The organism is Gilliamella sp. W8126 (assembly GCF_016102185.1).
Classification (GTDB): Bacteria; Pseudomonadota; Gammaproteobacteria; order Enterobacterales; family Orbaceae; genus Gilliamella; species Gilliamella apis_A.
In genome coordinates this window covers 386,060-403,511 of sequence record NZ_JACFPE010000002.1, presented here as the reverse complement: position 1 = coordinate 403,511, position 17,452 = coordinate 386,060, and the positions used below count along the sequence as shown (strand labels likewise).

Here is a 17,452-nt window from a genome sequence, read left to right as displayed (position 1 = left end):
AAAGCTTTTTTACGAACATTGAGTATCATGGTGAGGGTTAATTATGTTTTTCGCTTCAATATAAGCAATAATATTATTTATAAGCTATATTAGGGACAAATTAATTAAATGAGCTTAACTTTTAGTTTTATGACCTACTAAAAAGCCAATAATAGTAATGATTAGACTGGAGAATGAGAATACAACCTTTCTTGCGAGCGGCTTATATCAATAATAAAGATTATAATACAACATTAAACATGGTCATTACGAAGCGTTCAACAATTCAATTTTTTATTTCATATTTTGTAAAACTATTTCAAAAAACAATTTCATTATTTCCCTTTTATTTTGTTACATCCCATTTATCTTACCATTTTGTTATTATCTATCATGTTCTAATTCACAGTAAACCACATCATATTGTCAAAAACAGTAAATAATAAAATTTAATATCAATAATAAATTAAATATAAAAAGGCCCAAATAATGTTTGGAAAAGTGATAATGAGATTTGGGGGTTAAAAAACCCCTCTCCTCAATTTTTTTAACTTATTCACAGATAAAAAATAGCGCTATACAGCGCTATTTTTATTGATTAGTCTTCTAACTATTTTTTTCTCGTTCAATAGCTCGATAACCAATATCATGACGATAGTAACAACCATGCCAATAGATATTTTTAAGTTGTTCATAGGCATATTGTTGAGCATCAGATACCGTGTTACCTAGAGCAGTAACACAAAGAACTCGCCCACCATTAGTATATACTTGTCCATTTTCTAAGCTGGTTCCAGCATGAAAGACTTTGCAATCTTGATCTATTTCAGCAGGTAAGCCTAAAATGACATCTTTAGTATTGTAATCACCAGGATATCCACCTGCAGCAAGAACTACCCCTAAAGCAGGTCTTGGATCCCATTGTGATTTAACTGTGTTTAATTTACCCTCTACAGCAGCTAAACAGAGTTCAACCAAATCAGATTGCATTCGCATCATTATTGGTTGAGTTTCAGGATCACCAAATCGACAGTTAAATTCAATAACTTTTGGATTACCTTGTTTATCAATCATTAAACCGGCATAAAGAAAGCCAACATACACATTACCTTCCTGTGCCATGCCATTAACTGTTGGATAGATGACTTGTTCCATCACTTTAGTAAATACATCATCAGTTACCACTGGCGCTGGTGAATAAGCTCCCATTCCACCAGTATTAAGACCTGTATCACCATCGCCCACTCGTTTATGGTCTTGGCTAGTTGCCATTGGTTCAACATGTTCACCATCGACCATAACAATAAAACTGGCTTCCTCACCATCAAGAAACTCTTCAATGACAACTCGATGACCTGCATCACCAAAGGCATTACCCGCTAACATATCATGTACAGCATCTTCGGCTTCTTTTAGCGTCATAGCGACAATCACACCTTTACCAGCAGCTAAACCATCGGCTTTTATCACAATTGGCGCACCTTTTTGGCGAATATATGCAATAGCAGGCTCAATTTCGGTAAAATTCTGGTATTCAGCCGTTGGGATATTGTGACGAGCTAAGAAGTCTTTAGTAAAAGCTTTTGATCCCTCTAACTGTGCAGCCGCTTTAGATGGGCCAAAAATTTTCAATCCAGCTTTTTGAAAACTGTCAACAATGCCGATAACTAATGGCGCTTCTGGTCCGACTATGGTTAAGTCTATTTGTTGCTCCTGTGCAAAATTTAATAGTCCGGCAATGTCGGTTGCTTTTATATTGATGTTTTCTAAATTTGTTTCAAGTGCGGTACCTGCATTACCCGGCGCAACAAATACTTTGGTCACTAATGGTGATTGTGCTACTTTCCATGCTAAGGCATGTTCACGTCCACCATTACCGATAACTAAAACTTTCATACAAGGTCCTTTCAATACTTTTAAAGATTAATGCCTAAAATGACGCATATTGGTAAAAATCATCGCAATATTATGCTCGTTTGCGGCTTGAATCACTTCATCATCACGAATCGATCCACCCGGTTGAATAACGCAAGTAACGCCCACCGCAGCGGCTGCATCTACGCCATCTCTAAATGGAAAGAAAGCATCAGAAGCAACTACCGAACCAGCAACTTCTAGGTTTTCATCTTTTGCTTTGATGCCGGCAATTTTCGCTGAATAAACACGGCTCATTTGCCCTGCACCAATACCAATTGTCATATTATCTTTGGCATAAACAATGGCGTTAGATTTAACAAATTTTGCTACCTTCCAACAAAATAGCGCATCGGATAGTTCTTTTTCAGTTGGTTGGCGTTTGGTAACAACTTTTAACTGATCTTTAGTAACCATACCTAAATCTTTTTCTTGTACAAGAATCCCACCATTAACACGTTTAAAATCTAAACTAGTTGTAGAATTACTCGACCAACTACCACATTCAAGTACACGAACATTCTTTTTAGTTTGTGTGATAGCTAATGCTTCTTGGTCAATTGAAGGTGCAATAATCACTTCAACAAATTGTTTATCGACAATAGTTTGGGCGGTCTTAGCATCTAAAGGGCGATTAAAAGCAATAATGCCACCAAATGCAGAGGTTGGGTCAGTTTTAAAAGCATTTAAATATGCAGTTAAAATGTTATCACTCACTGCAACACCACATGGGTTGGCGTGTTTAACAATTACGCAAGCTGGTTCATCAAAGGATTTTACACATTCCAATGCAGCATCAGTATCGGCAATATTATTATAGGATAATTCTTTACCTTGTAGCTGTTTAGCGGTTGCAATAGAGGCTTGCTCAAGCTGTTCTTCAACATAAAACGCAGCTTGTTGATGAACATTTTCACCATATCGCATATCTTGTTTTTTAATAAACTGCAGATTTAAAGTTCGAGGAAACTCTCCAGCAGGCTTATCAGTATCACCATAATATGGTGGGACAAGTTTACCAAAATAGTTAGCAATCATGCCGTCATATTGAGCTGTATGTTCAAAAGCTTTTATTGCTAGACTAAAACGATATTTAAAGGAGAGGCAATTTTGTTGATTATCCAACATATCAATGATTGTGTTATAATCCTGACAATCAACCACAATCGCAACATCTTTATTATTTTTAGCTGCAGAACGTACCATGGTTGGCCCACCAATATCGATATTTTCTATCGCATCTTCTAAACTACAATTTGGATCAGCAACAGTTTTTGCAAAAGGGTATAAGTTCACAACAACCATATCAATTGGATCGATCTGGTGTTGTTGCATGATGTCATCATCAACACCCCGACGACCTAAAATACCACCATGTATTTTAGGATGTAAGGTTTTAACTCGACCATCCATCATTTCAGGAAAACCAGTATAATTAGATACTTCTGTAACAGGAATATGGTTGTCAATTAATAGTTTGGCGGTACCACCAGTGGAAAGGAGTTCTACATTACGCTCTGATAAGGCTTTGGCAAATTCAATAATTCCTGTTTTATCAGAAACACTAAGTAGAGCACGACGGATAGGACGAAACTGCTGCATGAAAAAGCTCCGAAATTAAAAATTCTAAATCCAAGTCAGTGAAAGGCTATTATATATAAAACCAGAGTAGATGTTTAGCATTAACTTTTGAAAAATAAATCGGAACAGGAGTTAATAAATTAGAAAGTAATCATCAGGCAAAATCTTGCCTGATTTTTATACAAAAGAATTTGGATTAATCGTCACTATAGCCTAAGCTTCGAAGTGCTCGCTCATCATCAGCCCAACCGGCTTTAACTTTTACCCATAATTCTAAATGAACTTTATTATCAAAAAATAATTGCATATCTTTACGTGCTTCTATGCCAATTTTTTTGATTTTTTCACCTTTATTACCAATGACCATTTTCTTTTGACCATCACGTTCAACCAAAATTAAACCATTGATACGGTACATGCCTGTACGTTCATCGACTTTAAATTGTTCTATTTCAACCGTGACAGAATAAGGTAATTCATCACCTAAAAAGCGCATCAATTTTTCACGGATGATTTCTGATGCCATAAACCGTTGTGAACGATCAGTAATAAAATCTTCTGGGAAATGATGTTCACCAACAGGTAAATGTTTTTTTACAATGTCTTTGATGATATCAACGCCTTCGCCTTTTTCAGCACTAATAGGCACAACATCCAAAAAGTTGATCTTTTGGCTGATTTCTTGAATATGAGGCAAAAGCTGGGTTTTGTCCGTAACATTGTCAATTTTATTGATCACCAGTAATACGGGTGCCTTACAATCTTTAAGTTTGCCTGCAACCATTTCATCATCATCAGTCCAGTGTGTGCCTTCAACAACAAAGATAACCAATTCAACATCGCCAATTGAACTGCTAGCAGCACGATTCATTAAACGGTTAATTGCTCTTTTTTCTTCAATATGAAGACCGGGAGTATCAATATAGATAATCTGATCATCACCTTGAGTATCAATACCTACAATACGGTGGCGTGTAGTTTGTGCCTTGCGTGAAGTTATTGATACTTTTTGGCCAAGTAGTTGATTTAATAAAGTTGATTTGCCGACATTCGGTCTACCGACGATGGCAACAAATCCACAATGTTGTTTTGATTCTGTCATTTTATACCTAATTGGTTTAGTGCTTCTTGAGCTGCGGCTTGTTCAGCCTTACGACGGCTTAAACCTCGTCCTAAATATTGATGATCATCATTGTCAATTTTACATTGAATGAGAAACTCTTGCTCATGATTATCACCAGTAACTTCAAGAATTAAATAGCATGGTCGTTCATGTCGAATACCTTGCAAATATTCCTGTAATCGTGTTTTAGCATCTTTTTGCTTAATGCCCGGTTTAATTTCGTTTAAACGTGTTGTATACCAAGCTAAAATTAACTGACGAATATTTTCAATATTACTATCTAAATAAACAGCACCGATGATAGCTTCCACGGCATCAGAAATAATCGACTCACGGCGATAACCACCACTTTTTAATTCGCCTTGACCTAAGATAAGGTAATCACCTAATTTAAACGCTTTACCCATTTCAGCAAGAGTTTGACCACAAACTAAACTTGCTCTCATTTGGCTAAGATCACCTTCATCTTGCTTGCTAAATCGATGATAAAGTTCATCAGCAATAACAAAACTAAGGATTGAATCACCTAAAAACTCTAGCCGCTCATTGTGCATTTTATTCGCACTGCGATGAGTTAGTGCGAGTTGCAGTAAAGATGTATCATTAAAATGATAACCAATCGATTGTTGTATTTGATTCAAATTTTTCATAGTTATCACAGTTAGTGGATCCCACCGATACGGCTGAATCGAATTCCTGTAGGCCATTCATCAGGTTGTTTTTCAAAACTAATCCAAATGGCGGTTGCACGACCAACAAAGTTTTCTTCGGGAACAAAACCAAAATATCGGCTATCACCACTATTATCACGATTGTCACCCATCATAAAGTAATTACCTTGTGGTACTACCCAAGTAGCAACCGGTTGACCTTTTTGATGATAATAATAACTCGGATCTTCCTCTATTCCTGACGTGGTTAAAATATCATGCGACTTGTTACCCAAGGTTTCTTGTTGAATTTTTATATCAAACGTTCTCATGGATTGAGAATCAACAATACCTTTGTCCTTATATTGTTCCAAGGTATAAAAACTTGGGTTAGATTTATCTTTTTCGTGTACTTGTTTCCAATTACTTGGTTGTGGTTGAGTATAGTGCAAATCTAATGGTTCAGATCGTTGACCAACACAATTATTATCCGCTGTTTGACACGCAGGATAAATAACTATTTTCTTTTCATTAACCAAATAAACAATCTTATCACCAGGTAAACCAACCACACGTTTAATTAGATCCATTTGCGGTATGTTAGGGTGCTTAAATACAGCAACGTCACCTCTTTGGGGTTTTCCTGTAGCAATTAGTACTTTATTGTTAATTGGATTTTTTAAGCCATAAGAAAATTTTTCTACAGCAATAAAATCACCAATTAATAAAGTTTGCATCATTGACCCTGAAGGAATTTGAAAGGGTTCATAGATAAATGAACGAATAACAAAAACTACGAATAAAACCGGAAAAAAAGATGCTAAGCTTTCTACCCAACCTTTTGGTTTTCCAACCTCAGCAAGGATTCGCCCATCAACCTCACCATTATGGGCTTTACGCACTTCTTCTACTTTACGTTGTCTAGCTGGTTTCCATCTAAATTTTTCTAAAAACCAGAAGATTGCGGTAATAAAGGTTGCTAGTGTTAATATGATGGCAAATGTTCCAGCCATTTGTTTTCCTCTTTAACTGATTAATCTTTTCCTACATGCAAAATTGCTAAAAACGCTTCTTGAGGCAGTTCAACATTACCTACTTGCTTCATGCGTTTTTTACCCTCTTTTTGCTTCTGTAAAAGTTTCTTTTTACGACTAACGTCACCGCCATAACATTTGGCTAATACGTTTTTGCGTAATTGTTTTACTGTAGAACGTGCTATTACATGATTACCAATTGCCGCTTGAATTGCTATATCAAACTGTTGACGAGGAATAAGATCTTTCATCTTTTCCACTAATTCTCGGCCACGGTAAGGTGCATTATCTTTGTGCGTGATAAGTGCCAATGCATCAACTCGTTCACCATTAATCAATACATCAAGTCTTACCATGTCAGCAACTTGGAAACGTTTAAAACTATAATCTAAGGAAGCATAACCACGTGAAGTCGACTTAAGTTTATCAAAGAAATCCAACACAACTTCGGTCATTGGTATTTCGTAAGTTAATGCAACTTGATTGCCATGATAAACCATATTAACTTGTACACCACGTTTTTCAGCACATAATGTTATTACATTACCTAAGTAAGTTTGTGGTACTAAAATATTACATTCAGCTATCGGCTCACGCAGTTCTTGAATATTGTTTACGGCCGGTAGTTTAGCAGGGCTATCAACATAAATGATTTCATTTTGAGTGGTTAAAACCTCATAAACTACCGTTGGAGCTGTTGTAATAAGATCAAGGTTATATTCGCGCTCTAATCGTTCTTGAATGATTTCCATATGCAACAAGCCAAGAAAACCACAACGAAAACCAAATCCTAATGCACCTGAATTTTCTGGTTCATAAAAAAGTGAAGCATCGTTAAGGCTTAATTTACCTAATGCATCACGAAATGCTTCGTAATCATCTGAGCTAGTTGGAAACAAACCTGCATAGACTTGTGGTTTAACTTTCTTAAAACCTGGTAATGCTTTCTCAGCAGGTGCTCTAGCTGATGTTAAGGTATCACCGACTGGTGCACCTAAGATATCTTTAATAGCACAAACCACCCAACCTACTTCACCGCAATGTAAACAGTCTTTATCAACTTGTTTTGGTGTAAAGATACCTAAACGATCAACATTATAAGTCATTCCGGTACTCATAACTTTGATTTTCTCACCTTTGCGCAGTTCACCATTTTTAATACGAATTAGTGATACAACACCTAGGTAGTTATCAAACCATGAGTCAATAATTAGCGCTTGTAATGGTGCATTGGAATCACCTTCGGGTGCAGGAATATCATGAACAAGTTGTTCAAGTACATCAACTACTCCAACACCGGTTTTCGCTGAACATCTGACTGCATTGCTAGCATCTATACCAACAATGTCTTCAATCTCTTCTGCCACTCGTTCAGGTTCAGCCGCAGGTAAATCGATCTTATTAAGTACTGGCACGACTTCTAGATCCATATCGAGTGCCGTATAACAATTGGCAAGTGTTTGCGCTTCAACACCTTGTCCAGCATCGACTACCAATAATGCTCCTTCGCATGCAGCTAACGAGCGTGATACTTCATAAGAGAAGTCAACATGTCCAGGAGTATCAATAAAATTCAGCTGATATGTTTGGCCATCTTTAGCATGAAAATCTAAAGTAACACTTTGAGCTTTAATCGTAATCCCTCGTTCACGTTCCAAATCCATCGAGTCTAGAACTTGAGCTTCCATTTCGCGATCAGAAAGTCCACCACAAATTTGGATAATACGATCAGAAAGCGTTGATTTACCATGGTCAATATGAGCAATAATTGAAAAATTGCGGATATTTTTATTCATATCAATAAGTTATATTTTAGTTATGTACTGTTAATTATCATTAATGTTATTGGCTATAAATAACAAGTCAAATAATCACGAATTTGAAAGCAGACATTCTACACATTAATAGTGAGTAAGCATAGTGTTATCGAGAGTTTTCCGATGATTTCTCAACAATATTTTGTGCAATTTTTTCTATTGTCACTTGTGGTAAATTGCCAATAATTATAATATTTTTATTACCCATGTTAGTTGAGAAAATCGTTCGGCCACCTTGCTGTATAATCTGATTTAATTGACTGGCCTGCTCTAAAGAAACATTTACAGTAAATGAAAACACACCATCAGAAAACAGCTTAGTTGCTATATCAGAGCTATAAAAATTTACATTATAAGCAGCTATTTCTTTAAACCCTTTAGGTAACCATGCTAAATGCCAAGCATCAAGAAGATTATTTTGTTTTTCAATTGATAATAAAATTGGGTAGGTTCGATTATCAATATAATTTTTAAATTTTTTTGCATCAAAGTCTTTATCGAGATCAACCACTTTTAATTGATTAACAATATCATTATCTTCATCTAGTAAATCAATGCGTAGAGGTAAAAAATTTTCATCATCGATCCATATAACATAACTGTAACGATCTTTATCTTTAGCAATAATTTTGACTAATTGAGCGCCTCGGTTAGCCGTTCTAGCTTTTCCTAATAAAATAAAATCATAAATATTAGCTAATGAATTAAAATCATTATAAACAACGTCAGGAAAAGCTTCTGTAATGCGGGAACTTGAAATCGAAAAAGAAGGACTATCTGGTTGAAAATAACTAGTAGTATTATTATGTAAAATAATCTCTTTAGCTGGACCTTCAAGATAAAGTAGTTGAGCATTAATATTCTCTTTCTTATCAGCACCTAAATGATTATATTCAAAAGTAGTTGCATATTGATCTTTATCTTGGGCAACAAAATGAATTTGATAATCTCGTGTCTGCACCGCTTTGGTCATTTTATTGAGTAAACTCAGTGCATCATGTGTTTCTTCAGCCATAACTGATGCGGAGAAAAATATAAAAAACAGAGTAATAATAAAATTGTTACTCTGTTTCAGCTTAAGTGTTATCAAAGAATAAAGAAAATTCATTTTAAGTTAACGGGCATTTAACCTTTTTTGTAATTCATAATCTTGAACCAACAACCTAATCTTATCATATTGTCTTTTTTCAAGAAGTTGTTGATCATTATGTTGTTGTATACCACCAACAGGCGCAACGTTTACTCCCATAGGGATAGTATTTAGCGTAGGCGCACCACTAACTTCATCTGATTGACCTTGATGATATTGGACTCCAGCAATAATAGCTAATGTAACGCAAGCAGCTAATCCAACTTGACTAACTTTAGCCATAATATCTTTCATTCGAATCCAGAATAGATTTTCGGCTTTTGGAATTAAAATCTCACTTTGAGATGGTTGCTCAGTTAATTGTGGATATAAATCATCATCAGCAATCGCCATAGCAACTTGATTAGTAATATCTAATGTTAATGAACTACCGTGCAATTCTCCTCGCATTGCGTCTCTTACAATATGATAACGATGCCAGCAGGATTGCAAACTTTCATTATGGCTAACCATCTCAACAACGTGTTGATCTGTTAATTCACCATCCATTAATAATGAAAGTTGCTGTTTCTGTTCTATTTGCATAGTAGATACCTTAAATGTCTTGCTACTTAATTTATTTAACCAATTAAAGGTTTAATTTTTTCATCAATAGCATCACGAGCTCTAAAAATACGTGATCTAACTGTTCCAACCGGTGTTCCCATAATTTCGGCAATTTCCTCATAACTTAGACCGTCAATTTCACGTAATGTGATAGCTGTTCTCAAATCATCAGGTAATGCTTCAATTGCATCAAATACAACTTTTTCAACTTCTTTAGAAAGAACTAAACTTTCTGGGTTATCGACATCTCTCAATGAGTCGGCACCTTCATAACTTTCAGCTTCACTAGCATCAATATCCGAAGATGGCGGTCGTCGACCTTGCGAAATTAAATAATTTTTTGCTGTATTAACCGCAATTCGGTACAACCAAGTATAAAAAATACTTTCACCCTTAAAAGAACTTAACGAACGATAAGCTTTGATAAAGGTTTCTTGCACAACATCAGGGACCTCAGAAGGTAAAACGTAACGTGATACCAAATGAGCTAGCTTATTTTGATAACGAACAACAAGTAAATTAAACGCATTTTTATCTCCGTTTAAAACGCGATCAACTAAAACTTGGTCTGTTATTTGCTCCCCCATTAAAGGCCATTCCTTATTATGTTAATAACTATTAGTTGGCCCAAAACTGTGCACTCTAACAGTTAGATTCGTAAATTTAAAAAAAGTTCCCATTATTTTAATAGAAATTTCATTTTTTTAATCAATCATTTTCATTTTTAATTATTTATATACTAAAAGATAATGATTTTATTAAATTTTTGGATAAATTTTTTTAGATAATTAATTCAATAAGAAGATTTCACGCTCACCCGCATCATTATATGTGATCTGATAAAATTGCGGTAAATTAAAATTAACTGAGCTACTGGTAGTGAAAGTAAAACGGTCATCAGATAATACATAAAAATCATTGATATCTTTAACCATATTTTCTTTAGTACCATTACAATTACGGTATATTTCTATTTGATTATGTTCATTTAAAATATATAAGTCAAATCCTGAAGTGGTATCTTCAAAGAAGAATTGAATAATACCTTCATAAGCGACGCTATCTATCTCTTTAGGTAATTCATTGCTTTCATCTAAGATATTTAACGGCCTACCTTGAACCTTATTATTCGATACCGCTCCATAAAAATCAATAGCATTTTCAAACTGATGAAATGAAACGCCAAATCGTTCAAAAAATAGATACCATGAAGCACCATCTATTCTAAGTGGTTTGACTTGAGTTAAGTTATTTTTAGTAGTAGTTAATCGTAAATCAACACAGTCATCCATCAGTTTTTTCATTTGTTTACGGATTTCATGACTAAGATGTTTACTATAACAGAAAATTTCGACTGAGTTAGGTAAATCAGCATCTTTATGCATACGATTCAGTAATGCTTTTATAGCTTCAAGTACACATAAAGAACCGCTAAAATGTAACACCCGAATCTCATTCCATGAGTTACGATAAAGTAAATCGATAGAACCAACCAAACTTAATTCTTGCTTGCCATAATTTAAAACATTAGTACTAATTTCATCCTCAAGTTCTAAATTAATAGTTGGATCATCTTCTAAATTCAAGATAATAGCTAAATGGCGTATTTCACAAGGCCCATATAACTGTTCCTCAGTTGCGGTAGGTACATCTATCGGAAAATAATTTTTCAGATCTTCGATGATCTTGGTTATTCTTTGATTTTCTCGTTCATCACCATCGTAATAATAAAAATTGGTTGAATCAGAAATTAAACCATTAAAGTAACACCAACCAACTAATTTGACTAAGTATTTACTATATTCTAAGTATTGATGACCGATAATAGAATTTAGTTTAGGTGTTTGATTATAAACATACCAACCGGCTCGATTAATACGATCTTCTTTGACATGAATAAAAGTTAATACCTCTTCTTGCAGATTATCCGAAATATTAAGTTTTAATGTTGAAATTTTACCCGGTAAAACTTCAAAAGAGGCATATAATTTACGAGTCAATATGGCCAAATCTTGTGGGCTAATAAGTGAATCTAAGTTATTACGACGCCCAAAATTGAGTAAATTACGATAACCTGTCATCATTGTGTGGAGCATTATTTCGTGTATTTCACGTACTTGTTCTATTTTCCATGTTTTACTGGCGTCCAATTTTACCAATAACTTATGCTTCCATCCCCATTGTTGAACTAATTCATGTAATATTTTACGACGCCATGATGATGGTTGATCATTATCTGATAATTTTTCATTTACTTTTAAATAAAAGCAATGTCTTACCAACTCAAGACGTTGAAAATCTCTAATTTCAATTAGATAATTGGAAATTCGATCTAACAACATAGAGTATGAATCAAGATAATGATGAACGTGAATTTCACCTTTTTGAATATACTCGCGCATTTCATAAGCAATTGGTCTATTTTCAGGATAGATTGAAGAATAAACTTCAAGTAGTAATGTTTTTAATACAGCTTTAAATGGTGAATCGATACTTTTATAGAGTTGCCATAAACTTGCACCAAAATACTCTTCTGCAGACAATCCTGTAAGTGGTCCAAAATCGATCCATTCTTCACGTTTGATTATATTAGCAACCACCAATGCTTGAACACATGTTTCATAAGTTGGGTAAGTAACATCATTAATTGTAAAATCAGCTGGAACTGCAAACCATAGCAGTCGTTTACCAGCTAAAAGATTGGCCGAACGATAGAACTCTTCAAGCAATAAAATATGTTGTGCTGAACCACAGTTTTCACCCATCAAACATTCATGATGTTGGTTGATAAATCGATCGACATCAACGACAAATAAAGTAAGTTTTACACCAAGTTTTTCAGCCCACTCTTCAATCAATCGACACTTTGTTATTAAAGCTTGCTTTTTAACTGTAGATAAATTATTTTCGATACAAACCCATATATCAAGATCCGAGGTAACTGCCTGTCCTATAGAGCAAGTACTACCCATTGAATATAGTGCAGATATATCAGAATATTTTTTCTGTGTAGTGTTATTAAAATTGAAACAATGTTGTAGTTGTTCAATAATCTCGTTTGAAGGTTGATAGTATGCAATACCTGATGGCGTATCTATATTTAGATAACCTGGAAGATCTGGATGATGAAAATGAAAAAGCACTGGTAACAATGAAAAAACTCGTTGGAATTCCAAAGGCATTCCACTTCGAGCTCGCTCATGTTTCAGAATAGCAAGATCATCAAGTTCTTTTTTTATGTTATTAATATCGTATTGCATAGTATGATTCAGGTGAAACAGATGTACTATTGACGAACAATTTCTCCAATAAGTTTATATTATAACGTAAAAAGAATGTAAATCTAAAAATAAAACGAAATAAATATTATGACCACAATAAAAAAAATATCACAATCTTTAAAAAAAACCAAAAACCAATTTCATACTATCAATAAAGCTGCTGTTTTAATCCCAATTATAACTATCGAAAATCAATTACACCTACTCTTTCAAGTACGTTCAAAGAAACTTAAATGGCAACCCGGTGATATTTGCTTTCCTGGTGGTCGCGTTGAAGCAACTGATGATAACCCTGAATATACAGCTAAACGTGAAACCTTTGAAGAGTTAGGCATTACTATTGATCAAATAACTATTTTAGGACAATTACCGAAATTTATTGCTTCGTTAGGGATGATGATTTATCCATTTGTCGCAAAAATTGAATCTTTAGATAATTTGCTACTTAATCAAGATGAAGTTGAATCTGTTTTTACGGTTCCACTTGAATGGTTTATTAACCATCAACCGAAACAAGCCACTATGTTAGTTGGTTTTAAACCTGACGACAATTTTCCATTTGAATTAGTACCTAATCGAACAGCAAATTGGCAACAAAAGTCGCAACATGATGTTTATTTTTATCAATATGAAAATTTTGTTATTTGGGGATTAACTGCACAAATTATTAATAGTTTTATAAGAACCATCAAATGTAATGCCCAGTTATAAATTACAGCTAAATTAAATATGATTCAGTTTTGACTTTAACATAAAATGCTTTAAGAAAAATTTTTTCAAAAAAAACCAAGTGGTACCTACACAAATATTTTGATTAATATATACTATTAATCGGTTATTTCTCATTTCTATCATTTCTACCCTGTTTTATCTAGCTGTCTGAAAGAATTAGTAAAAAAATTATTTCGAGAGCGTTATTCTTGTTTAAAAAACTCTCATGCAATACCCTCATAGAATAAGCGTTACAAATTGTTTTTTAATTTTTATAACATAAATATGAAGGACATTATTATGAAACGTTTTAATAAATCATCTATTGCATTAGCTTTACTATTATCTCTACCTGTTGCCAATACTTATGCGGCATTACCATTAACAGCTGAAGAAAGTAATAACCTCATTCCTTACAAAGAAATTTCAGTAACTGGTAGCTATTTACAAGCACAAAATGCAGCAGATGATATATCTAAAGCTGCTGATGAAGCTGGAGCAAAATATTATCATATCACTGGTATTGAACAACCAGCTACTGGAACTTCAACCGATCGTGCTATTGTTTATGCTGATATTTATTTATCAAATGCACCAATTGCTGTAAGCAAAGATGAAGCTACCCATAACGGCATTGTGCTTTATCCACGATCTAAAGCTCTTTATTATTTACCATTTGAAATAGTCAAATTCAAAGGTAGCTACAACAACACATCTGAAATAATGGATTCAGCAAGTAAAATAGCTGTTGAAAAAAATGCTTATGCATTTTATGTGTATTCAATTACTGCCGATGATGTTAAAAATAATGAGCAGGAAATCGATGTTGCTTTATATAAAAAAGATGCACCTGTCCGTGACTTTATTATCTCTAAAGCAATTGCAGGTCAAGATGCTTATGAAATCACTAGTGATGCTTTCAAAGTAATGAAACCTTATCAAACTATTGTGTTCCATGGCACATTTAATAATACTAGCGAAATTAGTGCTGCTGCACAAAAATATGCTATCGCTAATGATGCTCATTTCTATTATGTTAAAGAAGTCTCTGCTAATCGTGCCGATACCGCTCAAACAGTTTATGTAAATTTATATAAATAACAATCCACTACATAATTATCCATGTGTTAAATATCATATTTTTACACATGGATTTTTTACGTAACTAAACTTTCAGTTTCAAGCTCGACCTAATATTGCAATTCATAAGAAAAACATTTTTATCCAAGAATTAAGCTTTTTACGATCTAAGTTTGTAGTAATAAGTATCAGCATAATTTAAACACAATAAATGTATCTTTTTTATTTAAATTTAAGAATTAAAAGGTAAGGTAAGATGATGTTATTGAAAGGATTTAAATTTATTCTGTTTTCTCAATTTCCATGGTTAACACGATTTATCATATTCTTTTTAATTTCACTGTTTTTAATGAACGATTTAGCTTTGGCTTTGGATGCAAAAACAGTAGCAGTTATTCATGGTTCCGCCCCCTATTTTATTAACCCAGATGCGATAGGCATAAATGGATCTCGAGAATATAATCAACAAAACTTTCACTATTTTGGAGTAAAATTACAAACTACAATAAACGCTGAATTGAATAGTTTAAATGACACAATAAAATCCATAAATTTCCCTCAGGTTGATCCTAATACCACCACACCCAATCAATTGTTAACGATGTTAAAGTCTGATTATGGTTTTGAACCTATAATAATGCCATTTTCACCTACTAATCCAATTGATAGCCAGAATGTCTCTGATGATGACGGCGATGTTATAGCCAAAATAACCCCACCTGATGACGGTTTTAAAATAGATTGGTTCTATCGAGCAGCCAATATATCTTATTTATTATTGGAACCAGATAGAGATAGAACCTTTTGTGAACTAGCACGGTTGGGGTGGAATCCGTATATCAGAATTTCAGGCACCATCGCTTTAGTCTCTGAATATGGCATACCAAATTATACAATTTATTCTACGCCCAAGAGTGATTTTTTGATTTACAATGCGATCAAACCTACCGTTTGTGCCAATCGACCATCAATTGTAAACTCATTTCCTTTCGAAAATAGAGATTATACTGGCGACTGGGCCCATTTAACTTGGGGCGATAACAATCAATACATAGTTGATTCTGGTTTCGTTAATAAAGTCAGTTCTGGTGGTTTTCCAAATACAGGGTTTGATCAAGCACGATTTCTCATGTTTATAGCTGGCGTACCATTTGATTTATCGACAATAACATCATCAAATAGTTCAAAGGGAGTAAATGTAGAGATAAAAAAAATTAGTGATAATGATGTAGATAGCCACCTAGCTAACACGGCTGTTCAAGTCAAATTGCTAGGAGAAGCCACTGAAGCAAATCCTACATTTTCTATAAAATCCAACGGTGAAGATATTTATTCGTTTACTATTAAGAAATGGTTTTCCGCACCCAGCCAAGATTTTTATCCTTATAATCAACGTAGAAGTATTTGTCAGGGAAACTATATCATTCCATCTATTGAAGATTTAACCAATAGTGACCAAAGTCTTATAACGAGTGGTGGTGCTTGCCAGTCTGATAATAACTCAGATAATTGTCTAGCTATTACAACAAATCACTATTATCGTCGGGTTGGAAACAATCTTTTAGCTGAATGGGGTGATGTAACTAACGAAGAAAACTATTATCATCACACCTATCCCGGCAACCATTTCCCTAAAGGACGTTTATATTGGACTTCGGACGAAAGAGATAGTAATAACCAATATGCAGTAGGTGCAACAAAAGGCGCTATTGAATGGCAGTTAAAAGATAATGAATTATATTTTGTTTGTGTGCTGAAATAGAAAATACATTCATAAATTGCGTTATAAGAAGGTATAGCGCAATTTTTATTCTTATTATAGTTAGAATAATTCTAATTTAGCTTTTAAAAAGCAGATAATCTACTTTAGTATTTACTGTTAAAAGCAACTCTTCATTTATATACTAAATAAGACAAGTAAACTTAATCAAAAAATAAATAGTGGCTAATTTTTCAAAGATGATTATTAATTCACTCAAAAAAGTGATACATAGATAATGTTTGAAAATTAAATGGCTGGGGTACCAGGATTCGAACCTGGGCATGGCGGGATCAAAACCCGCTGCCTTACCGCTTGGCTATACCCCAATATGAATGGAGATTAGATATCTAGTAAATCTACTAATTCCGCATATTTTTATAGAATTGATTATAGTGGCAAAGTTCCAATATAAAAAATAGACTAAAAAGTCAGATATAAAAATATGAGCAGATTGGAATGGCTGGGGTACCAGGATTCGAACCTGGGCGTGGCGGGATCAAAACCCGCTGCCTTACCGCTTGGCTATACCCCAATAAAGGATAGACATTAAGATTAAAATGGTGCGGGTGGAGAGACTTGAACTCACACACCTTGCGGCGCCAGAACCTAAATCTGGTGCGTCTACCAATTTCGCCACACCCGCACTGTATACTTTCGGTAAAAATACAAACTAACCTTAATGGTGGCTACGACGGGATTCGAACCTGTGACCCCATCATTATGAGTGATGTGCTCTAACCAGCTGAGCTACGTAGCCATTTCATTCGCAACGTCATAACCAACACTGCGAGGCGCATTATGCTTGTGTTACGGCAAATCGTCAA

At 34.3% G+C, this 17,452-nt stretch carries 13 protein-coding genes and 4 tRNA genes; 3 read left to right on the top strand and 14 right to left on the bottom strand.

Going from position 1 to position 17,452, the window contains the following annotated elements; all coding sequences use genetic code 11:
* Positions 1-585: 585 nt before the first annotated feature.
* From purD to H3S74_RS05820, 10 genes are all read right to left on the bottom strand, one after another.
* Complete coding sequence (purD, locus tag H3S74_RS05865) at positions 586-1,875, bottom strand: phosphoribosylamine--glycine ligase (RefSeq protein WP_198247461.1); 1,290 nt, start codon at positions 1,873-1,875, stop codon at positions 586-588.
* A 27-nt stretch (positions 1,876-1,902) separates the two neighbouring features.
* Entirely contained in the window at positions 1,903-3,495 is a 1,593-nt protein-coding gene (gene purH, locus H3S74_RS05860; RefSeq protein ID WP_198247460.1) for a bifunctional phosphoribosylaminoimidazolecarboxamide formyltransferase/IMP cyclohydrolase, read from the bottom strand.
* 175 nt (positions 3,496-3,670) lie between these two features.
* Positions 3,671-4,576, bottom strand: a complete 906-nt coding sequence (gene era / locus H3S74_RS05855) for a GTPase Era (protein WP_198247459.1) — start codon at positions 4,574-4,576, stop codon at positions 3,671-3,673.
* Positions 4,573-5,247, bottom strand: coding sequence for a ribonuclease III (gene rnc / locus H3S74_RS05850; RefSeq protein ID WP_110448027.1), 675 nt, complete (start codon positions 5,245-5,247; stop codon positions 4,573-4,575). Before rnc ends, era begins: the two co-directional genes overlap by 4 nt.
* Before the next feature lie 11 nt (positions 5,248-5,258).
* Entirely contained in the window at positions 5,259-6,260 is a 1,002-nt protein-coding gene (gene lepB, locus H3S74_RS05845; protein WP_110447323.1) for a signal peptidase I, read from the bottom strand.
* A gap of 20 nt (positions 6,261-6,280) precedes the next feature.
* Positions 6,281-8,077, bottom strand: a complete 1,797-nt coding sequence (gene lepA, locus H3S74_RS05840) for a translation elongation factor 4 (protein ID WP_065578602.1) — start codon at positions 8,075-8,077, stop codon at positions 6,281-6,283.
* Positions 8,078-8,204: 127 nt separating this feature from the next.
* The gene (locus H3S74_RS05835) at positions 8,205-9,113 is read right to left on the bottom strand and encodes a MucB/RseB C-terminal domain-containing protein (RefSeq protein ID WP_181414627.1); all 909 of its coding nucleotides are present in this window, start codon (positions 9,111-9,113) and stop codon (positions 8,205-8,207) included.
* A gap of 99 nt (positions 9,114-9,212) precedes the next feature.
* Positions 9,213-9,773 (bottom strand): RseA family anti-sigma factor, encoded by a 561-nt coding sequence (locus H3S74_RS05830; protein ID WP_110447321.1) that lies wholly within the window; start codon positions 9,771-9,773, stop codon positions 9,213-9,215.
* Between the two features lie 35 nt (positions 9,774-9,808).
* Positions 9,809-10,381, bottom strand: a complete 573-nt coding sequence (gene rpoE / locus H3S74_RS05825) for an RNA polymerase sigma factor RpoE (protein ID WP_086362192.1) — start codon at positions 10,379-10,381, stop codon at positions 9,809-9,811.
* A gap of 201 nt (positions 10,382-10,582) precedes the next feature.
* The gene (locus H3S74_RS05820; protein ID WP_198247458.1) at positions 10,583-13,054 is read right to left on the bottom strand and encodes a class I adenylate cyclase; all 2,472 of its coding nucleotides are present in this window, start codon (positions 13,052-13,054) and stop codon (positions 10,583-10,585) included.
* Positions 13,055-13,162: 108 nt separating this feature from the next.
* On the opposite strand from H3S74_RS05820, the gene H3S74_RS05815 reads away from it, so the two are divergent.
* From H3S74_RS05815 to H3S74_RS05805, 3 genes are all read left to right on the top strand, one after another.
* The gene (locus H3S74_RS05815) at positions 13,163-13,786 is read left to right on the top strand and encodes a CoA pyrophosphatase (protein WP_198247457.1); all 624 of its coding nucleotides are present in this window, start codon (positions 13,163-13,165) and stop codon (positions 13,784-13,786) included.
* A gap of 300 nt (positions 13,787-14,086) precedes the next feature.
* Positions 14,087-14,887: a YdgH/BhsA/McbA-like domain containing protein gene (locus H3S74_RS05810; protein WP_198247456.1), complete on the top strand. Its 801-nt coding sequence runs from the start codon at positions 14,087-14,089 to the stop codon at positions 14,885-14,887.
* Positions 14,888-15,122: 235 nt separating this feature from the next.
* Positions 15,123-16,628: a hypothetical protein gene (locus tag H3S74_RS05805; protein WP_198247455.1), complete on the top strand. Its 1,506-nt coding sequence runs from the start codon at positions 15,123-15,125 to the stop codon at positions 16,626-16,628.
* Between the two features lie 251 nt (positions 16,629-16,879).
* Here the strand turns inward: H3S74_RS05805 and H3S74_RS05800 are convergent.
* From H3S74_RS05800 to H3S74_RS05785, 4 genes are all read right to left on the bottom strand, one after another.
* A tRNA-Gln gene (locus tag H3S74_RS05800) sits at positions 16,880-16,954 on the bottom strand.
* Between the two features lie 131 nt (positions 16,955-17,085).
* A tRNA-Gln gene (locus H3S74_RS05795) sits at positions 17,086-17,160 on the bottom strand.
* A gap of 26 nt (positions 17,161-17,186) precedes the next feature.
* A tRNA-Leu gene (locus H3S74_RS05790) sits at positions 17,187-17,271 on the bottom strand.
* A 37-nt stretch (positions 17,272-17,308) separates the two neighbouring features.
* A tRNA-Met gene (locus H3S74_RS05785) sits at positions 17,309-17,385 on the bottom strand.
* Between the last annotated feature and the right edge of the window lie 67 nt (positions 17,386-17,452).

What these genes read in the sequence shown, in the direction of transcription:
- purD (WP_198247461.1), bottom strand. Translation starts at nt 1,875, where the DNA reads ATGAAAGTTTTAGTTATCGGTAATGGTGGACGTGAACATGCCTTAGCA.
- purH (WP_198247460.1), bottom strand. Translation starts at nt 3,495, where the DNA reads ATGCAGCAGTTTCGTCCTATCCGTCGTGCTCTACTTAGTGTTTCTGAT.
- era (WP_198247459.1), bottom strand. Translation starts at nt 4,576, where the DNA reads ATGACAGAATCAAAACAACATTGTGGATTTGTTGCCATCGTCGGTAGA.
- rnc (WP_110448027.1), bottom strand. Translation starts at nt 5,247, where the DNA reads ATGAAAAATTTGAATCAAATACAACAATCGATTGGTTATCATTTTAAT.
- lepB (WP_110447323.1), bottom strand. Translation starts at nt 6,260, where the DNA reads ATGGCTGGAACATTTGCCATCATATTAACACTAGCAACCTTTATTACC.
- lepA (WP_065578602.1), bottom strand. Translation starts at nt 8,077, where the DNA reads ATGAATAAAAATATCCGCAATTTTTCAATTATTGCTCATATTGACCAT.
- H3S74_RS05835 (WP_181414627.1), bottom strand. Translation starts at nt 9,113, where the DNA reads ATGGCTGAAGAAACACATGATGCACTGAGTTTACTCAATAAAATGACC.
- H3S74_RS05830 (WP_110447321.1), bottom strand. Translation starts at nt 9,773, where the DNA reads ATGCAAATAGAACAGAAACAGCAACTTTCATTATTAATGGATGGTGAA.
- rpoE (WP_086362192.1), bottom strand. Translation starts at nt 10,381, where the DNA reads ATGGGGGAGCAAATAACAGACCAAGTTTTAGTTGATCGCGTTTTAAAC.
- H3S74_RS05820 (WP_198247458.1), bottom strand. Translation starts at nt 13,054, where the DNA reads ATGCAATACGATATTAATAACATAAAAAAAGAACTTGATGATCTTGCT.
- H3S74_RS05815 (WP_198247457.1), top strand. Translation starts at nt 13,163, where the DNA reads ATGACCACAATAAAAAAAATATCACAATCTTTAAAAAAAACCAAAAAC.
- H3S74_RS05810 (WP_198247456.1), top strand. Translation starts at nt 14,087, where the DNA reads ATGAAACGTTTTAATAAATCATCTATTGCATTAGCTTTACTATTATCT.
- H3S74_RS05805 (WP_198247455.1), top strand. Translation starts at nt 15,123, where the DNA reads ATGATGTTATTGAAAGGATTTAAATTTATTCTGTTTTCTCAATTTCCA.